Source organism: Luminiphilus syltensis NOR5-1B (genome assembly GCF_000158175.1).
GTDB classification, from domain to species: domain Bacteria; phylum Pseudomonadota; class Gammaproteobacteria; order Pseudomonadales; family Halieaceae; genus Luminiphilus; species Luminiphilus syltensis.
Genome location: NZ_DS999411.1, coordinates 739,096 through 760,879 on the forward strand (window position 1 = coordinate 739,096; position 21,784 = coordinate 760,879).

Consider the following 21,784-nt stretch of genomic DNA (forward strand, 5'->3'; position numbering starts at 1 on the left):
TTCGTGACCACCGAATTTCTGGGCAAGCGTATCAGCGGCCCGTTTACTATCCCCTCCGGTATCGTCAGCACAGCGCCGTCCATTATTCAGCGGTTGCTGCGGGACTGTCCGCAGATCGGCGTAATTACGACCAAAAGTATCGGCCCCACACCCCGGGCAGGGAATCGCGAGCCGATCTACAGCCAGTATGCTCCCGGGTGCTTCGTCAATGCGGTCGGACTCACCAACCCGGGTGCCGAGGCGGCATTGGCGGGATTGCGCAAGCTCACTGTTCCTGAGGATCGCTTCCTGCTGGTATCGATTTTTGGTGGCAGCGTTGAAGAATTTGTCGCGGTAGCGACGCTTCTCGCACCCGTCGCCGATGGACTGGAGCTCAATCTGTCCTGTCCGCACGCCAAGGGCTACGGCATGGCCATGGGCCAGGATCCTGACATGGTCGCGGAAGTCGTCGCCGCGGTAAAAGCGGCCGTTGCGATCCCGGTGGTACCCAAACTAACACCCAATGCCAGTGATATTGCCGCCATCGGCCGCGCCGCGGTCGACGCCGGAGCCGACGCACTTTGCGCCATCAATACCGTGGGGCCGGGCCTTACCTCGAGCCATGGCCATCCGGTGCTCTCGAACGAGGTAGGGGGGATGTCGGGCAAGGGGGTACTTCCCATCGCATTGAAGTGCATCCGCGAGTTACGGGCGGTCACCGAGGTACCGATTATCGGCTGCGGTGGACTCTCTACGGCCGAGGATTGTCGGGCAGCGATGACCGCGGGCGCCGATATCGTGGGTATTGGCTCGGCACTCACCGGACTCAACACGGCGACGCTCATTGATTATTTTGCCGCGCTCGAGAGTGATCTCACGGAGAAAACGGCGACTGCCGAGGGTTATGTTCGCTACGACGTAGACATGGCGTTTCACTCCTTCGAAGTCGTCAGCAACAAGCCCGTCTGTGACGACATTACCGTGCTCACCCTCGATGGGGGCATTGATATTCGCGCCGGCGAGTACGTGTTCGTCTGGATACCGGGCGTGGGTGAGAAACCATTTTCCTGTCTGACCGATAAGCCCCTGCGTCTCGCCGCTATCGACGTCGGTGAATTCACCCATGCTACTTATGGGTTACAGCAAGGCGATGAGGTATTCATCCGGGGGCCTTACGGCGAGGCCGTTTCACCGCCGGGTGATGCCCATATTGTCTGTGTTGCCGGTGGGACCGGACTGGCCGCGGTGTATCAACTGGCGAGGGACTTTGGTTCGGCCGAGGCACCCGCACAGATTTTTGCCGGCGCGCGCAGTGCCGACCGGCTGTACTTCCTCGAAGAATGCCGCGCCATTGCCGAGGTCACCGTGGCCACCGACGATGGCAGCGAGGGCTTTCGCGGCCGCGTCACCGATGCCCTCGACGATTACCTCGCCGCGCTGCCCGCCGATGTCTTGTCGCGCACCGTGTTCTACAACTGCGGGCCCGAACCCATGATCCATGCGGCTCACGCGGTACAGCAGCGTTATTGCGCCGATGAGCAGATCCATTCAGCGATTGATTACACCACCAAGTGCGGCGTCGGCATCTGCGGTGCCTGTGCGAGCCCCGACGGGCGCCGGATCTGCATCGATGGTCCGTTTATCGATATCGAAGCGCCGATCCTCAATGGCTGATGGGAACAGGCGTTAAACCCATTAAACTAGCCGTCAAATCCATACTCCGACCCGTATACACATGCCGTCCGTCAATCGATCAGCTCACTCCGCAAAACACCGACCGTCCCTGACCGCTGCGGAACAATCGCGGGTGATTGAAATGGCCTGGGAAGATCGAACGCCGTTTGAAGCGATCGAGGCCAGCTATGGGTTAAGCGAGCCAGACACCATCGCGCTCATGCGTCGGTCCCTGAAACGCACCGCGTTCAACAACTGGCGCAAACGGGTGACCGGGCGCGCCACCAAGCACCGGGCACTGCGCGGTTTTGGTGTATCCCGGGGCTATTGCCCCACCCAATACAAACAGCGCTGACGCCCAAACTCCGACGCGCTTCCCCGACACAACAGGTGTTGATTTCCAGCCGCAAGCAAAAGGACAGCCAATGCCCACCGCCCACGCCAATGGCATCGAATTGGAATACGAAACCTTCGGTGACCCGGATAAGCCCTGCGTGTTACTCATCATGGGGCTCGCCACCCAACTGACCGCCTGGCCCGACAGCTTTTGTCAGCAGCTGGTTAAGCACGGTTACTTCGTCGTGCGCTTTGATAACCGCGACGTCGGTTTATCGAGCAAGCTCGATCACCTCAAAGTGCCGAAAATTGGGCCATTGATACTCGCGCGGCTGGTCGGTTTACGCCCCCCGGTGCCCTATACCCTGGATGATATGGCGCAGGACGCCGTCGGTCTGCTCGATGCCCTAGGCATTGAGCGGGCGCACATCGTCGGTGCCTCAATGGGGGGCATGATCGCCCAGCTGATTGCCGCCAAGCATTCGTCCCGCGCCGCGACGTTGACATCGATTATGTCGACTACAGGCCACCGTTCGCTGCCCAATCCGGAGCCCGAGGCATCGAAAGCCATTTTTATGAAACCCGATGACCCCACCAGTCGGGAGTCCATTGTTATTCGCAACGTGCGTGTTCGCAAAGCCGTGCAAAGCCCGGCCTATCCCAAGGATGATGATGAATTGCGCGCGGCGGCCGCGGCGGCGGTGGATCGCGGGGGCTACTACCCTAGGGGGGTCTCCCGGCAGCTGGCCGCGGTATTACATTCAAGGGACCGACGCCGCTTACTGCGCTCGGTCCGGGTGCCCTCGCTGGTCATCCACGGTGAGGATGATCCGCTGGTCCCGGTAGCCTGTGGAATCGATACCGCCAACAATCTGCCGCAATCCGAGCTCGTGCTCTATCCCGGAATGGGGCACGATTTCCCCGAGCCGCTGATGGAATCCATGGCGGACCATATCGACCAACTCGCAAAAGGCGTCTGAAGCGCAGACAGCGTCTCAGGGGGTCGAACGGGGCTCCACTGCACCGAGGAGCTGCAGGAAAATACCATCGGGATCCTTGAATACGACAATCCCCATGGTCGATGCGTCACCGTCACAGCAACGCACCACCGGGGAAAGAAACTCAACCCCTGCATCGAGCAACGCGGCCGTATCGCTGTCAATGTCGGTGGTTGCGTAATTAATGCGGTGCATACCGGGGTGATTGATCGGCGCCGGGTGGGGAGGTGTTAAATCACGGGGGGTATGCCATTCGACCAGCTCTATCAATGACCCGTCCTGCTCGTGGCGAATCAGCTCAGCGGTAAAACGGGCGGGCTGATCAAAACCCATGGCGCGCCGCTCGGGCTCTGATAATTGTGCAGGCAACGCCGAGCCCTCGGTGAATCCAATGAGCCGGTAAAATTCCCGGGATCGCTCAAAATCGCTGACATTGATCACCAGCCGGTTGATCGCCGTCACAAAAGCCCCATGGGTTTCCCTCGGCGTTGCACCCGGCTCCTGTCGAAGCTCCACAAAGGTACCCGCAGGGTCGCGGATGATCGCGAACCGGGAACCATCAGCGCGGGTGGCCGCCGGCCCCAACGGTGTCACGCCCAGACTCGCCATGCGCGCCAAATCGGCATCGAGATGGGTGGTGGTAAGCACCAGCCGGGAGATGCCCAGTCGATTGAGACTGGGGTAAGCCTCGCCGCGATTTTCGGGGTCGCGCCAATGGATGATGTCGATCATCCGGCCACTGGGAACAAAGAGCTGGGCCGGATCCAGATCCGACGCACCGATATAGATTAATTCGGCGTACAGCCGGTACGTATCGGTCATCCCCATCGAGTGGGCCATCTCGAGGGTATTGGTTTCAGGAAAAGGACCAATGGCCTTGGCGAATCCGAGCTGGCGATAAAACTCCCGGGTTGCCGGGTAGTCGTTGGTATTGATATTGAAGTGGATTCGACCCGCGATCCCCAGCGATACGCGCTCGGGCTGAACCACACGCAGCGTCAGTGGCTCCCCGCGGTAACCCCGGGATTGCACACGAAGCAGGTTTGTCTCTTTTAAGGCGACATTGATGCGAGCCTGACCATCGATGAAACGCGCTTCCCCGGAACGCCAGACCTCCTCCTCATTGAGGGAAATAATCACATCGGCTAATTCAAGGTCCGCGGCCGCGGCATCACCGCCGCGAGTAATTACCATTTCTCCGGGCCCTGCCACGCCAAAAAAAGCGCGGCGATCGATGTCGGGGACCCGGGGAGAGGGCTGGTAGACTTCCGGACCGAATCGTGTCAGCTGGGCGTCCGCCGCCAAGACTGAAGAAGCCGCGAAAAATCCTGCGGCGATGAGTAAGAAAACGGCACAGACAGTCATTCGCATAGTCATCACCCACTTATCGTTATCATTCAGTATGCGCCGGCTACCGCAGCGCGGGTGCGGCCCCAACGGGATCTGGGTGCCTAATCGTTGGACTCCATTTAACAGACAGGCAGCCATCACGCCGGCTGACACCCCGGCTTAATTTGGCGAGTACGCTCGAGGCAGTGAGCTCACTACCCCTTTCCTGAAGGGCACCTCATTAAGTCCCTAGCGCACCTGCACCGGCGCATCGGCCCAGGGCTGAACGACCTCGCCGAAGGGCTTCTGGAAGCCCGCGGGCAGCTCCTCGGTCATATCGAGTGTTGCGGCAAGGCGGCCCATCCCCACATACAGCGCGAGATGCAGCATCAGTTCCATGGTTTGCGCCTCGGTGAAATGCTCGCGCAGTTCCGCAAACCGCTTGTCGGTATTAGACAGGTGATCGGTGGCGAAGCGATCGGCAAACTCCAGCGCGACCCGCTCGGCGTCGGTGAGATCGGGTGCTTCCTGAGGCTTCTCAATCGAGCACACCAGATCTTCGTCGACATCGTTGGCGGCACTCGAGTAGCGAATCGCCATGCAGGAGCGGCACTGGTTATGAAACGCCACACGCAGACGGACCAATTCGATGAGGCGCTCGGGCAGGGTTCGGTTCATGGCAATAGCGGCGCCAAAACCAATCGCGCCCTTGGCCATTTCAGGACAATGCGCCAACATGCGGGTGATGCCCTGCTCGATGTCGGTGGCGGTATCCGCCATGGTCATTTTTGCCAGTTCAGGATCCCACTGCTCTACCGGTAGTTTGCTGATACGACTCATGATTTCTCCTTTCTTATGATTAATAAGAGACTTAGGGTTAGGCGCGCCAGCACTGTTAGTTATCCAGCGTGCCGGTGCAAAAGACCAACACCCTACCCTAGAGAAGGACTCAGAGCCTGTCCAGCACCGACAATCGCGTCTTTGACCAACGCGAGCCATAACAATGAGGGGCAACGGGTCGAACAGTAGTCACTGATTGACAATCGATGGTAGCTGCGTAGCCTCAATAGCCCCCCTTCTCAAAACACCCTGGAGACGCACCGTGCCTCAAAGTGATGTTCCTACGAAATGGGCGGTTTTTGGCCGCATAGGATCCACCTTGGGTATCTGCCTGAGTCTGACCATCGCCTCGGTAATGCCCGCATCGGCACAGGACACCGCAAAGCCGGTGCTGCACGGGCGGCATTGGGTGGCGATGACCGGCAAGCCCCTCGCGGCAAGCGCCGGTGCAATGATGTTTGCCCAAGGCGGCAACGCCGTTGACGCGGCCTGCGCCATGCTCGGAGCCACCGCTACCATGTGGGACACCCTGGGCTGGGGGGGAGAAACACAGGCGCTGATCTACAATCCGGAAACGGGCAAGGTCGTGGGTATCAACGCATTGGGCGTCGCCCCCAGCGGCGCAACGCCCGAATTTTTCCGCGAACAAGGCATGGTGTACCCGCCGGAATACGGCCCCCTGGCAGCGGTGACCCCGGGCACCCCTGGGGGACTGATGGTGATGCTCGCTGAATATGGCCGTCTGAGCCTGGCAGAAGTACTCGCGCCTTCCATGCAGATGGCCGAGGGCTATCCTATTGAAGCGGTACAGGCAGACAACATAGAGCGCCGCCGGGAGATTATCGCTCAGTGGCCCGACTCCAAACGCGTATTCCTGCCCCATCTCGACGAAAGCAATCCGGATCAACGCGCAGCCCCCGACGGCGGCGAACTATTCAGGCAATTGGATTTGCTGACAACCCTGCAAAAACTGGTGGCTGCTGAGGCCGACGCCCTGGCTGAAGGACAGTCGCGTAAAGAGGCGATTTATGCGGCCTATGAGCGCTTCTATAGCGGCGACATTGCCAGGGAAATTGTCCGTGCTACCCGCGAACAGGGAGGGCTTTTTACCGAACAAGACCTGGCCAACTGGCAAGTCCATATCGAAGAGCCGGTAAGCACCAATTACAAGGGCATTGATGTCTACAAACTCACCACCTGGGTGCAGGGCCCTGCCATGCTTCAGGCTCTGAACATTCTCGAACCCATCGATGTTAAAGGTATGGGTTACAACAGTGCGAAATACATTCATACGCTGTATCAAGTGATGAACCTGGCTTTTGCGGATCGCGATTTCTACTACGGTGACCCGTACTTTCCTCCGGCAGAACCTATTGAAGGCCTATTGAGCAAAGACTACGCAGCCCAACGCCGTGCGCTCATCAAGCCCGACGTCAACGATGTCACTGCGAGGCCGGGCGACCCTTATCCCTTTCAGGGTGACAAAAACCCCTTCACCGAGCTTCTGGAAGAATGGTCGCCTATACCTCCGGCAGCTGACGCCGAGGGTTCAGACGGGTTCCAACAAGCCAGTGTGAATCATGACAATGGATTTCTCGCAGGTACGACGTCCATACAGGCTGCGGATGCCGATGGCTGGGTGGTGTCGATAACGCCCTCCGGTGGATGGATTCCCGCATTTATAGCCGGTGACAGTGGCGTAGGTCTCAGTCAGCGGATGCAAAGCTTTGTCCTCGATGAGCGAATCAATCCGTTCAATGTGGTTGCGCCGGGCAAGCGTCCGCGCGCCACGTTGACACCCACTCTGGCCCTCAGGGACGGCGATCCCATCATGGCCTTTTCGGTGCAAGGTGGTGATACGCAGGAACAGAACCTGCTGCAGTTCTTTTTGAACGTGGTGGAATTTGGCATGAATGTGCAGCAGGCCGCCGAGGCGCACAACGTGACGAGCTACCAGATGCAAAGCTCCTTTGGCGCACATATCAGCGAGCCCGGACGTCTGTCGGTGACACCTCAATTACTGCCCTATTCTCGAAATCGTCTCAAGGCGATGGGCTATGACGTTGAAGTCGTCGACCGCACCTACAGCCCGATCACAGCGATTATCATTGACCCCGAGCAGGGTACCTTCCAGGGCGGTGCCAGCGACTATGGCGATGACTACGGCATTGCCTGGTAGCGTCGCCTACGGATCAGCACAGCCCAAAGTCCGCTAGCCCCTGTCTGCTCTACGGGGTACCCATTGGGCGCGGCTCGCCTGCCCAATGCCTATATGCAAGCGAATTATACTTAAGTAATTGATTTTATTGACTAATATGGTGCCGGAGATAGGAGTCGAACCTACGACCTTCGCATTACGAATGCGCTGCTCTACCAACTGAGCTACACCGGCTTTTTGGGGTTGTGGCTGGCAATATCGATCATCACCAGCGCAGGGAGTGTCTTCAGTATCGGGACACCATGGCGAGACACTACGCTAGGCTTTTTCCGAAGCCTCGCCGCCGCGCATTATAGCCACGCGCGGCAACTTCACAAGGGATTGGTACTTTTGCCTTCGTTGCCTTTGCTGAACGTGCTGCTGGCGAATTGCAGGTCGCCGGGCGCCCCAGACTTATGCCGCCAGATTCGCCTCGACCGCGTTGAGGAAGCCGGCCATATCAACCACGGTCTCCGATGAGGGATCGGTGGTCTTACCCTTGAGATCACCGGTGATGGTGCCCTCGGCGACCGTTTCAATCAGTGCGCTTTTGAGCTGGACGGCGTAAGTCGACAGTGCGTCATTACCCTCTCGTCGAGCCAACTCCTCCAGCGCATTGCCCACCGCGAAGATCAATGCCGACGAGTTGAAGATGGCCTCTTTGCCGTCGGTTTCGAGATAACGGAGGTACAGATCGTGGGCGGTACCGTGGGGCGCCTCGTAGAGCATGGTGCCGTCTTTGCTCTCGATCACCGAGCTTGCAGTAGCGAGACTGCCGCCGAGGGCCGCCGAAATATCTGAGAAAATATCACCATCGAGGTTCTGCGCCGGGTAGATACTCCAGCGGGGTGGATCGCAGATCATTTTGCTCAGCTGCCGCGAGGGCCGCATGATCATGAACGAGGGTGGCGGCGTATCGAGGGCCGCCAGCTCCTGTCGAATCTCGAGGATAATCGAGCTGTAGACCTCGTCGTAGTCGACAAACTCGCGCTTGAGCCCGAAGTAAACTTCCTTTTTATTGAGCGAAGCGTCACGGAACACCTGCTTCACCCAGTCCTTAATGGCTTCCCGATCGTTGGACATAAAGAGAAGCGGGTCATTTTTCTTGACGGTGCGTGCGTGTTTTTCCTCACCGTCCATGATGACCTTGATGATGCCGTCCTCAGGTGCGGGCATGTTGTAACTACCGTACTGGTCACCGCCGCCGGCACTCATTCTCGAAATCGATACATTGGCGCTGCGATCGGGCAGTCCATAGCGCTTGAGCTGCTGAACCAGTTTATAAAGCTTCATCCCGGTCACGTTGTCGGGTACCCCCCAGAGCGCACGCTCGGGAGGACTGGCCACAATTCGAGCCGCCTGGGCATCGATCAGCTCGTAGTGGTAACTGAGTCCCGCGGCTTCGACCTGCTCCTTATAGTCGCTCTGGTAAATATCCTCGATGGCCGCGCGCATCACACCGTCGTAACCCGGGATCACGGTATCCTTGAGACCGAGATAAATATCGCGCTTTTCGTCGATAGCGCGCTGGAAAAAGCGATGCGCCCAAGCTTTGACCTCCTCAAGACAATTGGTGGTCAGCATCCAGGGGTCGCCTTTTTTCAGTGTGCGCCGATGTACCTCAACCGGGTCACCGCTGCTGCCGACGAACATCACCTTGGCCACTCCCGTCGCGTTGGAGAGCTCGCTATAACTGAAATCCGAACCACCGGAATCCATGGTATCGACCTCGATGTCGCGATTCACCCAATCAGGACGGACCCGTCTCAGATTACGAAACTCGATGTCCTCCCGGGTGATATTGCCGCCTATGCCTTTGCGGATGGCGCCATTGGGCGATTTGGTCGCGAGCTTGTCGAGCTCGGATTCTTTGATCTCCGGGTATTTGGCAAGCATCTCGTCGAGCTGGCTACGATTAACGGTCATACCGGCGTTCTTGACCCCCACACCGTGTTGTATGAGTGCTTCGATGGCCTCGGTCACCACACGGCCATTGCTCAGCAAGCGCTGTTCAGCGGAGAGATCGACCTCCACAAGATCGATATCAAGACGCGAGTTCACAAACTGCTCAAGAATCCGCTCAAAGGCAATTTGTGCCATCTCATCGCCGTGAAGAATGACCAACGGATTCTCGACCTTTATTTTCTCGCCCACCTGACTAGCCCCATTTTAAATAAACAGACGCGCAATTTACCGTGTCCGGGCGCAAAACGGAAAGGTAAACCACCTAGACCATCGTCGAATACAGCGCGATGGAGACGTCCTTTCCCCTCGTAGCGAGGACTTTTAATTCAGTGTCATTGAAAGAACTCGATCGGTAATTTCCCTCGCGGATAAAGCGAAACGCGGTAGCATTAGAGGCTCCACCGAATTTCCCTGTAGAAGGTTTTACGGATGATGACCGACGCCCCACCCGGCCCCTCAAAAACCGCACTGGTCACTGGTGCCGCGGGATTCATTGGAGCCAATGTCAGCGCTGCACTGCTCGATCGCGGCTATAGCGTGATCGGCGTGGACAATCTGAATGATTATTACGATGTCGCGCTAAAGCAGTATCGCCTGGATGGCCTCACGGGGCGACCCGGGTTTTCTTTCAATACACTGGACCTCGCCAATCAGCCGGCGGTCGACGAGGTGTTTGAGGCTCACCCGATTGACCTGGTGGTTCACCTGGCGGCTCAGGCCGGAGTGCGCTACTCGCTACAAAACCCTGACGCCTACATCCGATCAAACGTCTTGGGCTTTCAGTCGATCGTCGAGAATTGCCGATACCATCAACCCGAGCACCTGGTGTTTGCCTCCTCTTCATCGGTTTATGGCAACAATAATGCCGAGTGGTTTTCAGAAACCGATAACACCGACACACCGGTCAGCCTTTACGCCGCCACCAAAAAATCCAATGAACTCGTGGGCCACAGCTACGCCAAACTCTACGGCATTGCCATGACCGGACTTCGGTTTTTCACGGTGTATGGGCCCGCGGGGCGGCCGGACATGGCTTATTTCGATTTCACCCGCGCCATTTTGGAAAATGAGCCCATCCGCGTCTTCAATCGGGGCCAGTTGATGCGCGATTTCACGTATATCGATGACATCTTAGCGGGCGTCATCGCCGCGTGTGAGGCTCCTCCCAAGGATCAGGATGTTCCCTTTCGAATTCTTAACCTCGGTAATAATGAGCCCGTGGCCCTCGGTTACTTTATCGAGACCCTCGAGCAATTACTGGGTAAAGAGGCCATCAAAGAGTACGTCGATATGCAGCCCGGCGACGTTTACAAAACCGCAGCCAACATCGATGCGGCACGCCATTTGCTCCACTACCATCCGACCACCCGAATCGAAGAGGGCCTTGGAAAATTCGTCGACTGGTATCGCGCTTATTACGAATAAACCCTTGCAATGACTGCGACGATAGATATCGGCGCGGGCAGGAGTAGTGCCTTTAACAATCAGCCCTCGTAGCCGAGCACCGCCTGAAAACCCTGATCCATTACTGCCCTTAAAAGCCCCTGCACCGCTGGCGTTTCGTTAATGTTGGGGAATTCTCCGTCCGGGACGGGGACACCGAGGAACTCACACAACGGCTCCCAGCCTTGCGCCACTTCAAACACCAACAAGCGCTCCGGGGCGATCGTCGCCTTGACCCGCTCGGTATGCTCATGAAAACGCTTTATCAGGTGATCATGGTCGTGCATGCGATCATCGAAGTAGTTATTGATGGTTGCAGACATGAACGGCCCGGCCTCGCTGGAGGGTAGGAATTTAATCCACTCCTTCCCAAAAATGGTGTTCTGGGTGGAGGTAAACCACTTCTCGGGGTCGCGAACCGTATGGATGACCTTAGCGTCGGGATAAGCCTCGGCTAACTCCGCAAAACTGGTATTGGCCGGGAAATCTACAGTCGCCGTGAATCCATCAAAGATGGCCTCCCAATCGGGATTTCCCTGGAGTGCCTGCTCCCACATTTTCCAGTGCGCAGGCCCCTGCGGAAAACATTCGAGCATGTGGTAACAGGGAAAGCCCAGTTGCTCGAGCGCGGTTTTGAGCGACATCGTGCCCGTGCGGCCAAAACCCGAGCCAATGATCTGTAGTGATATTATTTCGTCCTCCGCACCATAACAACATAGAGCATAGATGCGGGCGGCAGTGCCGTCGAGCGGGTTAAGCGACCCCAAACCGCTCACGGCAGGTGCTTGCCAAGATCGGGCCAGTCGGTATAATCGCGCCCTCACTTTAGGACCATAGCTCAGTTGGTTAGAGCGCTACCTTGACATGGTAGAGGTCGGCGGTTCGAATCCGCCTGGTCCTACCATAGTGATGTAAGTCATTGATTTTCTTGAAATCGCACCGGTCACGGTGGACATAAATCGCCCTGAAAAGGGTATTGGTCTACTTGCGATGAACGGAGTTCAATATGACTACCTTCCAAGACGTTGCCGAGGCGTGGATTGCCTCGCGCGAGCACTGTGTCGGCTCCCTGGGCCGCATTCAATTCTGGGTCGAAGAGTTCGGCGACCAACCCATTGATGCCATTACCGAGGACGCGGTTGATCAGGCGTTAGTGCGCCTTGCCAAGCGCGGTAAACTCAAAGCTGGCCGAGGATCGGCCCGCAGGGCTGTCCCTACCGGGAAACCGCTGGCCGGCAGCACCATTAACCGCTTTATCTCCACCTTGTCCGGGATCTTCAAATACGCCCGGCGAGTACGCGCCCTGCCCCGCTCTCATACACCGCCGACACGTGGTATCGAGAAAGCACCGGAGCCCGTGGACCCCGAAAAGTACTTCAGGCCGGAAGAAGTCGACAAACTCATGGCGGTGGCCCGAGTAGTCGACCAAAAATGGAGAAAACTACCAGCACTGATCATCCTCGGATTCCATACCGGCCTCCGCGTGGGGAACCTGCTTGATCTGAAGTGGGAGGATGTCGATTTGGATGAAAGAACCCTCTCCGTGGCCACCACCAAGAATGGTCGGCCGCATATTGCAGCATTGACTGATCGCTGCATCACTGAGCTACAAAAGCTGCCTGCCGGGTCGCCTAGCGATCTGGTTTTCAGGAGCTATCGCACCGACAAACCGTTCAACTACCGAGATCTTTGGCAAAAGGTCTGCGATGAGGCAGGCTTCGAGGGACGGACGTTTCACTGGCTAAGGCATGGCTGTGGGTCAGCGCTCGCGTCTGCAGGCGTCTCACAAGCTCAGATTATGCAGGTAATGGGGCACAGAACGCTTGTTGCCTCGGCGCGCTACATGCACAGTAATGTCGAAGATCGTAGAGCGGTTGTAGGGAGGGTATTTCAATGAGTAATTTACATACCGGCATATGGATGGAGGAGATTCTCGATCAGATCGAAACCGACCCAATGAATCCCTTTGACGGGACAATCCTCGAAGACCTGAATTTGCCATTCGAAAGACTGCTGCCGGATACCGATGAGCCTTTGACGCCTCTAGAGTTAAAGATGTTGTACAAAATTATCGATACTGAGTTCTACCTAAGATGCTTGCTGGTTGCATCAGGTTACCCAGGGGGTGGTCAGACATCGTCAGAACACTTGCCCGGCGTTGCCGCAGAAGCCATTTTCAAAGTCGCTAAACGGCGTGCTAAGCAGGGTAAAGGAACCTCCGAATCAAATAGAGCCCGAGGAATCCAACTCCCAATTCAGTCGCTCGCTGCGGTCCACTTAGCCTGGAGACACCTAAGTCAACAAGATAACAAACGACCTGGCTCTAAAAAGACCCTACAGCTCGCAAAAAAGGTCCTCAAAAACAGCGGCGTAAATCATGCGGAAGTACAGAAACTTACCCGTTATAGGGTCGAACTGCTGATCGCAGAGATGAAGGCTGGGGAGGACTGGTACTTCGAAGAGCGCTCGCTTCAGACAATTTGCACCGAATTTGGACTGCGGCCCCTCAATTCGATGCTGGAATAGCCCTGACCCTAAGAAATCTGTTGGCCCAATGAAAGGGCCAACAGCATGCTAGGCCATTCTTCCCTCAACACCGTGACTGGTGAGGTTTTTAAGAGGGAAGGCGATGGCTTACGACACCAAAAATACGCTCACGCGTCTGATTCCACTCTACCGGTGGCATGAAATGCATGTCGCCAGCGGGGCAGCTATTTTTTTAACTTTTGCTTCGCTTCAGTGGTTTATCCGGCAAAACAAAGAGGCATTGGTAAGAGAAGAGGTGATGATCCCAGGCAGAGGTGGCCGTGTAACGTTAGTAACGCCGTTATTTGGAGACGCGTGCTATCGCATTCTAATGAAGAAGGCGAATCAGCCCGAAGAGAATTGCCGAGACAAATAGCTGTAACGGGGAGCCAGGATTTGCCTGCACCGTAAAGGCATTGAGACTGGCGATGATCCCAGCTGGGTAAGTCGGACACCCGCAAGGCGAAGCCGACACGAGCAGGCAATGCTAAATGCAACCTGCGGAAAGCTGACTGTCGTCGATGTGGCTAGTCAGTGGTTCTGCGTTAAGAAGCAGCGCGTAATGGGGAGACCGCTCAACCGCCCCCAACCCAAGTGGTGACGCTACATCGGTGGATCTGACTGACGGAATGGCTCCGAGGGTCAGACCAACTTAGTCATTAGCTGGCTAAGTTGCGTCCGCAACTCGTGGATCTTCCTTCAGAAATTCACCAAGGGTCAGGGTCGCCAAGCATCACTTTTCTAACGTTACTGACTAGCGAGGTATAGTATTTCCAAGCGTGGAGGCTAAAACCGCTTCGAGTAATTACACAACGTCATGGACATGACTAAGTTGCACCCACAGATCTGTTATTCAGAAGTCGAGTTTACAGGCGGACAGCCAATACTCTTACAAGGTAACAGACTGAGCAGGCGCTCCATCCACTAACGCTGTCGTCGCCACTTTCTTTCAGCTATTTCAAACAGAAAATTGATTGGGTGAGCAATCTTGATCTCTTGCCTATTGGCTGCCAAGCTTCCTTAGAGAACGGTCGTAATTGAGAAGCACAGGAGAAGATGGCAAAAAAGTCAGCCAACTACACTACGAGCTCCCTACCCAGTGAAAAGGCGTGCTGGGCATGCAGCGGCACTGGATTCGAGGAGCAAAAGTGGTGGCAAAAGGGTGAGGCAAAAACGTGTGTTGTTTGCCACGGGAAAGCGTACTTCCCTGCTGTTCTGACAAAGTCGAGCTATGAATACGATTGCTGGGATTGCAACGGTACAGGAAAACTTATTACTCACTGCCCGACTTGCCACTCCGTGCTCAACAACTCCGAGACCTTGGTTATCTGCCCTGAGTGTGAAGTTGAGCTTGTGAATCTACATTACTCCGACTCAGTTTGCCGATCTTGTAAGGGCAAAGGGCGATTGATAGCGGACGTAACAACTAAGACTCGAACTTAGGTTCTAGCGGGCGGAGGCTATGAGTCCAGGTTAGTTTTGGCGTATCTACAGCGAGTACGCGCCATTTCGAAGTGATTCAGTTGGCGTTGACAGAAGCTTGGGCACGCTAACGCAGTAAAGATGTTGGATCGATAGCGCATAAAGGCGCAAACGAATCGCTTAGTGCGGACGCATGCCGCTTTGCGCGGAAGGCCCAGCAAGCATCGTATTCAAGGATGCCCATTTCTCTGCGTTCTTCTGGTAGAAACTCATCTGGGAATTCGCGAGCTGAATATTCGCCGCAGAAACTCTGGTAACTGAGGCTAGAGGCTGAATTGCCAGCTCCAAAAACCAAGTAGCGGCCTCCCTATTCTTTGGGCGCGTTGAAAGAATTACGTCCCCACACTTCTCATTCAATCTCTTCCGACTCGCTACGACCAGAGTTGACGCTCCGAAATTGGGATGCACTAACTCGGATAGCAGGGAATACACTTCCATTGCGTCTTGCCAGCCGGTCTTCTTAAGTGAGCGAATGCAGTCGTTTATGTGCACCGTTGGGGAGAACTGTGGGCCCGCCGACTCCGATTGCAACCTTGACGGATTACGTTTCTGTTTTACGTACCGGACCCATTCATCAGCACCGCCGTGAAGTGATGTAGAAAGCTTTTCTAAGTTGCTTACTTGCGTCTTGATAAACTTTTCAGACCACCCTTTGTGCAACTTATTTTTTTTGCTCACGCTCTTACCCATGCTTTGAAGAAGACTCGAGGTCTCTTTAGTCAGCGGGGTGACTTTCTGAAGGTGATAGTTAAACGACGCCACCTCCTCGAAAAAGGAGCGTAGACAGGCCGCAGCGACCAACCAATTTGCGATTGAAACAGCGTCCTTCATCCCGCGCCAAAAGCATAACGCTTTCATTTGATGCTGACAGACCCAGCGAGATATGAGGAACTCGTTTGCATGCAATAGCCCCTCTACGAAGTCACGAGAAAAACCGCTCAACCCCTGAGGAGTGATTTCGTACAACTCTGCGATCTCTGCATCCTGTGGCGCTTCTTCTAGGAAGGCGTCGTATTTATCGATTTGACGCACAAGGTCATCGAAATACGTAGCGCTATCGAACGAAATTTCTTCGCTTATCTTCGAAAGATCCTCAGAGATCCAATGAGGGAAAAAGCCCATCTATTGCTCCTTGATGTTTTCTGCAGCTGTTACTGTAGGTCCGCTGATGGCCTGTACCTTTGCAAGGTATCGTTCAAAACGACCGCGATAGCGTGCATTTGGATCCGAGGGCTTAGTCAAGACTTGCTCTGCTCGAACTCAGCGGCCGAGAAACGTAACACGCTGCAGTTCTCTTTGACTGTGCGCTGAACTCCTTCATCAAAGCCTTCGCTGCTTTTGGCTTCGATCTCCACCGAGATCGTTACATCAACGCCAAGCTTGGCCGTGAACTGCTGGACTACTTCGTCCATGATGGTGGCGAAGTCCATCTTGGCTTTTACCGGATCGAGGGAAATGGTGCCGTAAAATTGCTTTTTATTTGTCGCAGGTGTGGTTGTACCACCACCTCCGGTTCCGCCAGGAGCTGGGGTTGGTGTCCCCGTACCGCCCGTATCACCGCCTGGCGTTGTAGTCCCTCCAGGCTCGCCGCCCACACCACCGGGCGCAGGACCAGGCTGAGAAGGTTGCTGTGTGTGCTCGCGGTAAGCTACGGCGGCTTCACGGCCAATCAATAGTGACGATTCGTCTAAAGTGGCGATGGAACCACGCCCAAAGGTGAAGCCAAGGTACCGGTCACCTTCCTTGCCAGACGCGAAGGCAAAATAGTCTTCGCTTTCCACACCCTGGTCGATGGCATTGCGGAAAACACTATCGTTAACAAGCCGTGGCAGGTACAGGTAGTGGCAACAGTCCTGCCAGACTTTTAACGCACCGACGTCATTTACGTCCTCTTTCAGGTACCACTGCTTTAGGACATTGCGAAGATGAATAGGAGACCACTCGTAAATCATCCACTCCTCTTCACGCAATTTCTCCTCGATCGCCTGGATCAAGTTGGGCGCTGCAGCGGAGACAGGAACCACCTCCCAATTGAGTATTGGCTTACCCTTTACGAATTCTTCAACGGGGGCGATTAACCATTTGTATGTTTCGCGCACCAGTTGGGCAAGCGACTGATCTGCACCATCACGGTTGCGCTTGGCTTGATTCCAATGCGACAAATCCTGATTCAAGTGGCCATTTTCAATATCTGCAACAATGGATTGCCACGCCAGAAAAATCCGCGCCTGCTCTTTGAGTCGGCCAACCACATCGTAGTCCGGCGCCAGGAAGATCAGGCGATTCTGTTTCTGCCGTGGTTGATCGCCGCGGTTGCGCAAAATCTCTTCTGCGTCAGAAAATGCCTGGTTGGTCTCACTGCGACTGTAGGCTGTGTTGGTCGGCAACACGACCAGTCGTGGGCCCGTGCCGTAGTCGTCCGGTACATCGACGGACGGTGTAAAGACATGCACGCCGCCAAACCGATGGTTGCGGCCGAAAACCTGGGTGACTCGGGTTTTTAACAAGGGCAGGAGTTCATCACGTTCGTTGATGTTCTGCTTGCGGCTCTCCATTTCCCGGCGCAGGTTGGGTTTGGTATCAAGCCAGAATCGGTCCTTGTCGGAATAGAGATAATGCAGTCGATCGCGCAAGCGCTTGAGCACGTCCTCAAATACACCGAGCGTTTGGCCGGGTTGTGCTGCGCCCAGCAGGATGCGTTCGACCTGAACGCCGCGAATCATCTGCTCAGTGGTTGATGGCGCGCTGCCGAGGAAAATGGTCCGGGCAGTGCGGCGTGCAGCTTGCACGCTGCCGAACAGGGTGTGGTGGCCATCGATGTCATAGGGCGCCGAGCGGGTGCCATCCACTTCCCGTTCAATCACGGGTTCCCATCCCTGAGGCAGGTAGTGAATGCTTTTGTTGCGCACGTTGCCATCTTCCAACGGCAGTGAGCCAGGCATGATCAACGCGTCTTTGTTATCAGAATTCCACAGGCGATGGATGACAATGGCCATATACTGAAGTACGCCCCGGGTACGCTGGAATTTCTCAAGCGTGGACCAGTCCTCGTACAAGCGGTCGAAGATCTCCGGGTGGATTGGGTAAGACCGGCACAGACGCTCAAAGTATTCGTTGGATTGGGTTTCTACCGGAAACTTTTCGGCGTTCTGACGATAAAAATCAGAGAACTGACGGCTGATCCCTTCCACCTCGGCGCGTTCACCGGGGTTCTCAAACAATCTGCGACGCACAATCTCGAATGCTTCCTCAGTGCCGACTGGCTTCCAGACGGACTCAACCCGGGCGAAGTACTTCTCCAGCGAATTAAGAGCGCGTTGACCTTGGGTGCCTCCGACTTCCAGCTCCGATTCGGGCAGCGAGGCCAATAGGATGGCATTGGGCACCGCCTTCAGCGCTTCGGTGAGCGCCTGGATAAAACTGACGTTGCTATCGAAGGTGCCTGCCTTGTATTGCTTACCAAGCTCCAGTTGGCGAATAAACGCCACCAGCTCATCCACCAGAATCACGCAAGGCGCTGCCTTGCCGATCAGTTCGGTGAGAACCTCTTTTCCGGGAGAGGTGCCGTCAGCATCGCTGTCGGTGACCATCTGATAACCCTCATCCCCCAGCAGTTGCCAGGCCAGTTCGCCCCACAGCGTGTTGGCCGTTATGCTCCCGTACTTCCTGGGCTGGCTGGGCGACAGTTTGATGCCATCAATCACCGCCACTCTGGCCGACGGAAGGCTCTGGATACCCGCCTCGTCCAATACCGGAGGAATGCCCGTGAGCTTGTCGGTGCCCACCTTGCGCGAAGCCAGGTGCAATACGGCCAGCAGGGTATGGGTCTTGCCGCCACCGAAAGCGGTCTGTAATTGAATGACCGGGTCGCCACCGAGCCCGGCCAATCGTTGCGCGACAGAGATCAGTAAGAGGCGCATGCCCTCGGTGATATAGGTACGGGAGAAGAACATCTCCGCATCCTGATACTCGGCCGTGGCTGTGCCATTGGCTACCTGAGTGATGTCAGCCGCAAACTCAGACTGTTTGAAGGTGCCTTCCAGAACATCCTTGTGCGGGGTGGAGATTTCTCGCCAGGGTTTCAAACTCATAGGGTAGTCCTCAAAAATCCAGTCCGAGTTCGGCTTGCGAGCCACTGTGGCCAACCTCATGTGAGGCGGTGACAATGGCGTGCCAAGAACCGATCAATTCGTTGTAGGCGCGGGCGTCTTCGGCCCACTTCTTGCGTTCGCACAGGGTGTACAGGTGATAGGCGAGTTGTCGGATGGGCTCGCCTTTTTCCGGCATCTTGGCCAGCAGCTCGCCAGCGGCAGATTCGCCTTGGTTGTTGAGGCTGCGAATCATCTGGTGGCAGGCTTCCCAAACAGGGGTGCGGTTGTCTGTAGTGGGATCCCAATCGGCCTCATACTCGCTCCATTTTAGAAGCCTTACTTTGCCGCCGCCGGACTCTACAACTCCTGCAATACGAACGCCGTCAACAGTGGTGCCCTTAGCCTGAGCCAAAACGTTGGCTTCCCCAAATGGGCCAATACTCCAACCATACTGATCAAACCAGCTCGAACAGAATTGAGTATCCGGATCAAAATTGCCTGATTCGGGACTCAAGTGTTCTGTGATGGCACGATTAATCAATATTAGTGCATCATGTACGCTCATCCGAGAGCCATCTTGGTTAAGCACAGCCCCGTATTTGGAAAAGATTGCCATACCCGGACCAATAGCTGCTTGGGCTAAATCAACGGGGGCAATCGGCGACTGACCTGTTGTTCCTCCTGTCATTGCAAGCAACATTAGAGGCATTTCAGTTTTTAATTCACGCTGAAATTCCCGCCTTGATATATCTGAGGCGGAATCGTCTTTTTTGTGGCAAACCAATATGATCGAAGAGGCTAAAGCATTCGACTGATTGGACCTGGTGCGTCCTTGGCGCTCAGTTCTCAATGGCCAAGTGCCGGTAATTGTCAATCCAGCGGCCAAAACCGCATCTAGAAAAGTCTCCCAACCTTTAGATGCAGTTTCATAGTTTTTCGTATCAGATTGTTTGAACGCGTAATAAATTGTAACTGGGTAAGCAGGATGAGAATTATTCGCTATTTTCTCCATCGCTTTCGTCATGCCATGCATGAAGAAGGCTTCTGCTGAATTCTGATCCTCATGCCTGTGCGAGAATGCGACCAACTCAGCTTCTTTCGGGGTAGTAATAGTTGAAAATGTTTTCGGAAAAAATGTTTTCAGAGACCGTCTCATCCAGACGTAAAAGAAATCCGAAAGATCAGAATATGGAACATTATCGTAGTAAGGCGGGTCTGTGCTTATTACGGGGTTGATTACTACATGTTCTTCTGTGGCACTTCTCTGACTGATGACACCAGCGCTACCCAACCTTGGCAACTCGCGGACTACATCAACTACAATTTTTATTGATTTCGATAATCCGCCGCCAACATTAGTGAACGGATTGAGTTCTATAAAATCCCACGCCATCGGCAACGCATTCTGGCTGAAAAGCATTGACGGCCTGTTTTCCTTCGTGTACCAGGTTACTAAAGTGTTTCCATAAATAGAGTATTTATCGATAGCGAATGCCAGTAAAAGGCAAATAGCCTCAGCATAAGCTTTGGCTCCTCGCCCTCCATCTTCCAGTGAGTTCGCATCATCGGAAAGACCTGCTTCAATAGCTGCTTGATGGCTGATTTCAAATATTTCAGGGACAAGACCTGTAAACGTTTCTAACGCAAGAGTTTGCCTATCCGTAAAAATCGCCGAAATATTCTCCATGCCAAACAGTTTGACACCCAGGTACCGAGACGTGCCGGAGAAAGGTACCTCTGGTCTCCAGGTTGGTTCTGCGCTCTTCGCGAGACTTTCCGCTTCATACGTAGCTGAAATGTAAGTTCTTCCCGTAGGACCCTCAACAGCAATGGCTAACATCCGGTAGCCAAGGTTGCCTGCTTTCGATTGTTGCTGAACATATTCGCTAGAAATCGGGACCTCAGAAAGCAAACATTGAAAATTTGCACCTCTTGCGAGCTTCGTCCCCATTTTGGCCTTTGTTATGTCCTTCGGCTTTTCAGTCACCACTTTGAAATGAAACTTTCTGCTTCCAACTATCGGCTCCAAGTAAACCTCGCCGCCAGACTTTGTTGAAAGCATGTATGACGTTATTAGTGGGACGTCTACATCATTAAATGCTGGGTTTGGGCTTTTCACGGTGCGCGCCCACATGTAGGCGATAACTTTAAGCGTCTGTCCAGCCAGTCCTGTTAGATGCGGATTCTCATTTATAAGTGTTTCTGTAACGGGAATGCTTGGATAATATCTTCCTATACTCGCTTGAGCTCTAGCTAAGAGGTCTTGACCGAAATATTCGACATCTCTGGCTAGGCCTTTAACACCACTCCAGTCACTAGCGGAATCCAGTTGTTCAGGTTCACTGCGCTCAAACTTTACGGATATTGGTTCACGATTCTTGAAAATATCTGGAATCTGAAGCAATGCGCGATTAATCATCACTGGAATAGGGTTTAGGTCAGTAGCATTTGACCTTAGGCCAAGACGTTTTGCCTCAAGCGGGAGAGTTCCTCCTCCAGCAAACGGATCAAGGAACTCTGGTAGGATACTTTCTTCAAATCCAGGCTTGCCCGCATTAAGTCTGCAGGTCTCTGCCCAACTGTTCTTTATTTTTTGCCAAGCCCTGTTCAGCAGGTCTTCATTATTGTTATTTTCCCATTTAACAAGCTCTCTGATGATGTCAAAGAGCTCCTCACGCTCCTTGTCAGCCTGTTGTTTTGATTTTCCTGTGTACCATCCTCTCTCGCCGCCTGGATCATTTACCATCTGAGCAAATAGGACTGCTCTAGCTGCTGCTATGGGACGTTGAGCCCACCATTTGTGAATAGCAGAAGGGTTCCCTTTGTAAATATAGTTTTCCCTAGTTGAAGCCACATTGATGTCGTCCAGAGGTAGCGCAACCTCAATCAGTTTTTTGGGTGCTTTTATTTCGGCCATTGATAAA

The 21,784-nt window shown here is 54.8% G+C and carries 15 protein-coding genes and 2 tRNA genes; 9 read left to right on the forward strand and 8 right to left on the reverse strand.

The window, feature by feature from the left end:
* The first annotated feature begins 3 nt into the window (after positions 1 to 3).
* The 3 genes from NOR51B_RS03360 to NOR51B_RS03370 all read left to right on the forward strand — a co-directional run bounded on the left by NOR51B_RS03360 (position 4) and on the right by NOR51B_RS03370 (position 2,969).
* The gene (locus NOR51B_RS03360) at positions 4 to 1,653 is read left to right on the forward strand and encodes a tRNA-dihydrouridine synthase (RefSeq protein WP_009020523.1); all 1,650 of its coding nucleotides are present in this window, start codon (positions 4 to 6) and stop codon (positions 1,651 to 1,653) included.
* A 61-nt stretch (positions 1,654 to 1,714) separates the two neighbouring features.
* Entirely contained in the window at positions 1,715 to 2,008 is a 294-nt protein-coding gene (locus NOR51B_RS03365; protein WP_050759408.1) for a TIGR03643 family protein, read from the forward strand.
* 70 nt (positions 2,009 to 2,078) lie between these two features.
* Positions 2,079 to 2,969 carry an alpha/beta fold hydrolase gene (locus NOR51B_RS03370; RefSeq protein ID WP_040481707.1) on the forward strand — a complete coding sequence of 297 codons (891 nt, stop codon included), beginning with the start codon at positions 2,079 to 2,081 and terminating at the stop codon, positions 2,967 to 2,969.
* A 15-nt stretch (positions 2,970 to 2,984) separates the two neighbouring features.
* Here NOR51B_RS03370 and NOR51B_RS03375 read toward each other — a convergent pair whose 3' ends face one another.
* Complete coding sequence (locus NOR51B_RS03375; protein WP_009019701.1) at positions 2,985 to 4,358, reverse strand: VOC family protein; 1,374 nt, start codon at positions 4,356 to 4,358, stop codon at positions 2,985 to 2,987.
* Between the two features lie 207 nt (positions 4,359 to 4,565).
* A complete protein-coding gene (locus NOR51B_RS03380) occupies positions 4,566 to 5,156 on the reverse strand; it encodes a carboxymuconolactone decarboxylase family protein (protein WP_009020206.1) in 591 nt (196 codons plus the stop codon).
* Between the two features lie 319 nt (positions 5,157 to 5,475).
* On the opposite strand from NOR51B_RS03380, the gene NOR51B_RS03385 reads away from it, so the two are divergent.
* Complete coding sequence (locus tag NOR51B_RS03385; RefSeq protein WP_009020282.1) at positions 5,476 to 7,335, forward strand: gamma-glutamyltransferase family protein; 1,860 nt, start codon at positions 5,476 to 5,478, stop codon at positions 7,333 to 7,335.
* A gap of 137 nt (positions 7,336 to 7,472) precedes the next feature.
* Here the strand turns inward: NOR51B_RS03385 and NOR51B_RS03390 are convergent.
* Positions 7,473 to 7,548, reverse strand: a tRNA-Thr gene (locus NOR51B_RS03390).
* A gap of 219 nt (positions 7,549 to 7,767) precedes the next feature.
* Complete coding sequence (locus NOR51B_RS03395) at positions 7,768 to 9,507, reverse strand: isocitrate/isopropylmalate family dehydrogenase (protein ID WP_009021088.1); 1,740 nt, start codon at positions 9,505 to 9,507, stop codon at positions 7,768 to 7,770.
* A 240-nt stretch (positions 9,508 to 9,747) separates the two neighbouring features.
* On the opposite strand from NOR51B_RS03395, the gene NOR51B_RS03400 reads away from it, so the two are divergent.
* Positions 9,748 to 10,743: an NAD-dependent epimerase/dehydratase family protein gene (locus tag NOR51B_RS03400; RefSeq protein WP_009021201.1), complete on the forward strand. Its 996-nt coding sequence runs from the start codon at positions 9,748 to 9,750 to the stop codon at positions 10,741 to 10,743.
* Positions 10,744 to 10,802: 59 nt separating this feature from the next.
* On the opposite strand, the gene NOR51B_RS03405 is transcribed toward NOR51B_RS03400, so the two are convergent.
* Positions 10,803 to 11,528 carry a sulfotransferase family protein gene (locus NOR51B_RS03405; RefSeq protein WP_230198390.1) on the reverse strand — a complete coding sequence of 242 codons (726 nt, stop codon included), beginning with the start codon at positions 11,526 to 11,528 and terminating at the stop codon, positions 10,803 to 10,805.
* A gap of 60 nt (positions 11,529 to 11,588) precedes the next feature.
* Between NOR51B_RS03405 and NOR51B_RS03410 the strand changes: the two genes are divergently transcribed.
* The 4 genes from NOR51B_RS03410 to NOR51B_RS03425 all read left to right on the forward strand — a co-directional run bounded on the left by NOR51B_RS03410 (position 11,589) and on the right by NOR51B_RS03425 (position 13,663).
* A tRNA-Val gene (locus tag NOR51B_RS03410) sits at positions 11,589 to 11,665 on the forward strand.
* 102 nt (positions 11,666 to 11,767) lie between these two features.
* The gene (locus NOR51B_RS03415) at positions 11,768 to 12,658 is read left to right on the forward strand and encodes a tyrosine-type recombinase/integrase (protein WP_009019066.1); all 891 of its coding nucleotides are present in this window, start codon (positions 11,768 to 11,770) and stop codon (positions 12,656 to 12,658) included.
* Positions 12,655 to 13,287, forward strand: coding sequence for a hypothetical protein (locus NOR51B_RS03420; protein ID WP_040481712.1), 633 nt, complete (start codon positions 12,655 to 12,657; stop codon positions 13,285 to 13,287). Before NOR51B_RS03415 ends, NOR51B_RS03420 begins: the two co-directional genes overlap by 4 nt.
* Before the next feature lie 103 nt (positions 13,288 to 13,390).
* On the forward strand, positions 13,391 to 13,663 hold the full coding sequence (locus tag NOR51B_RS03425) for a hypothetical protein (RefSeq protein ID WP_009021305.1): 273 nt from the start codon (positions 13,391 to 13,393) through the stop codon (positions 13,661 to 13,663).
* A 1,226-nt stretch (positions 13,664 to 14,889) separates the two neighbouring features.
* Here the strand turns inward: NOR51B_RS03425 and NOR51B_RS03430 are convergent.
* The 3 genes from NOR51B_RS03430 to NOR51B_RS03440 all read right to left on the reverse strand — a co-directional run bounded on the left by NOR51B_RS03430 (position 14,890) and on the right by NOR51B_RS03440 (position 21,777).
* Positions 14,890 to 15,891, reverse strand: coding sequence for a hypothetical protein (locus NOR51B_RS03430; RefSeq protein WP_009018961.1), 1,002 nt, complete (start codon positions 15,889 to 15,891; stop codon positions 14,890 to 14,892).
* Between the two features lie 116 nt (positions 15,892 to 16,007).
* Positions 16,008 to 18,905, reverse strand: coding sequence for an ATP-binding protein (locus NOR51B_RS03435; protein ID WP_230198391.1), 2,898 nt, complete (start codon positions 18,903 to 18,905; stop codon positions 16,008 to 16,010).
* Positions 18,871 to 21,777 (reverse strand): DUF1156 domain-containing protein, encoded by a 2,907-nt coding sequence (locus tag NOR51B_RS03440; protein WP_009021079.1) that lies wholly within the window; start codon positions 21,775 to 21,777, stop codon positions 18,871 to 18,873. The genes NOR51B_RS03435 and NOR51B_RS03440 overlap by 35 nt, the downstream gene beginning before the upstream one ends.
* Positions 21,778 to 21,784: the final 7 nt, after the last annotated feature.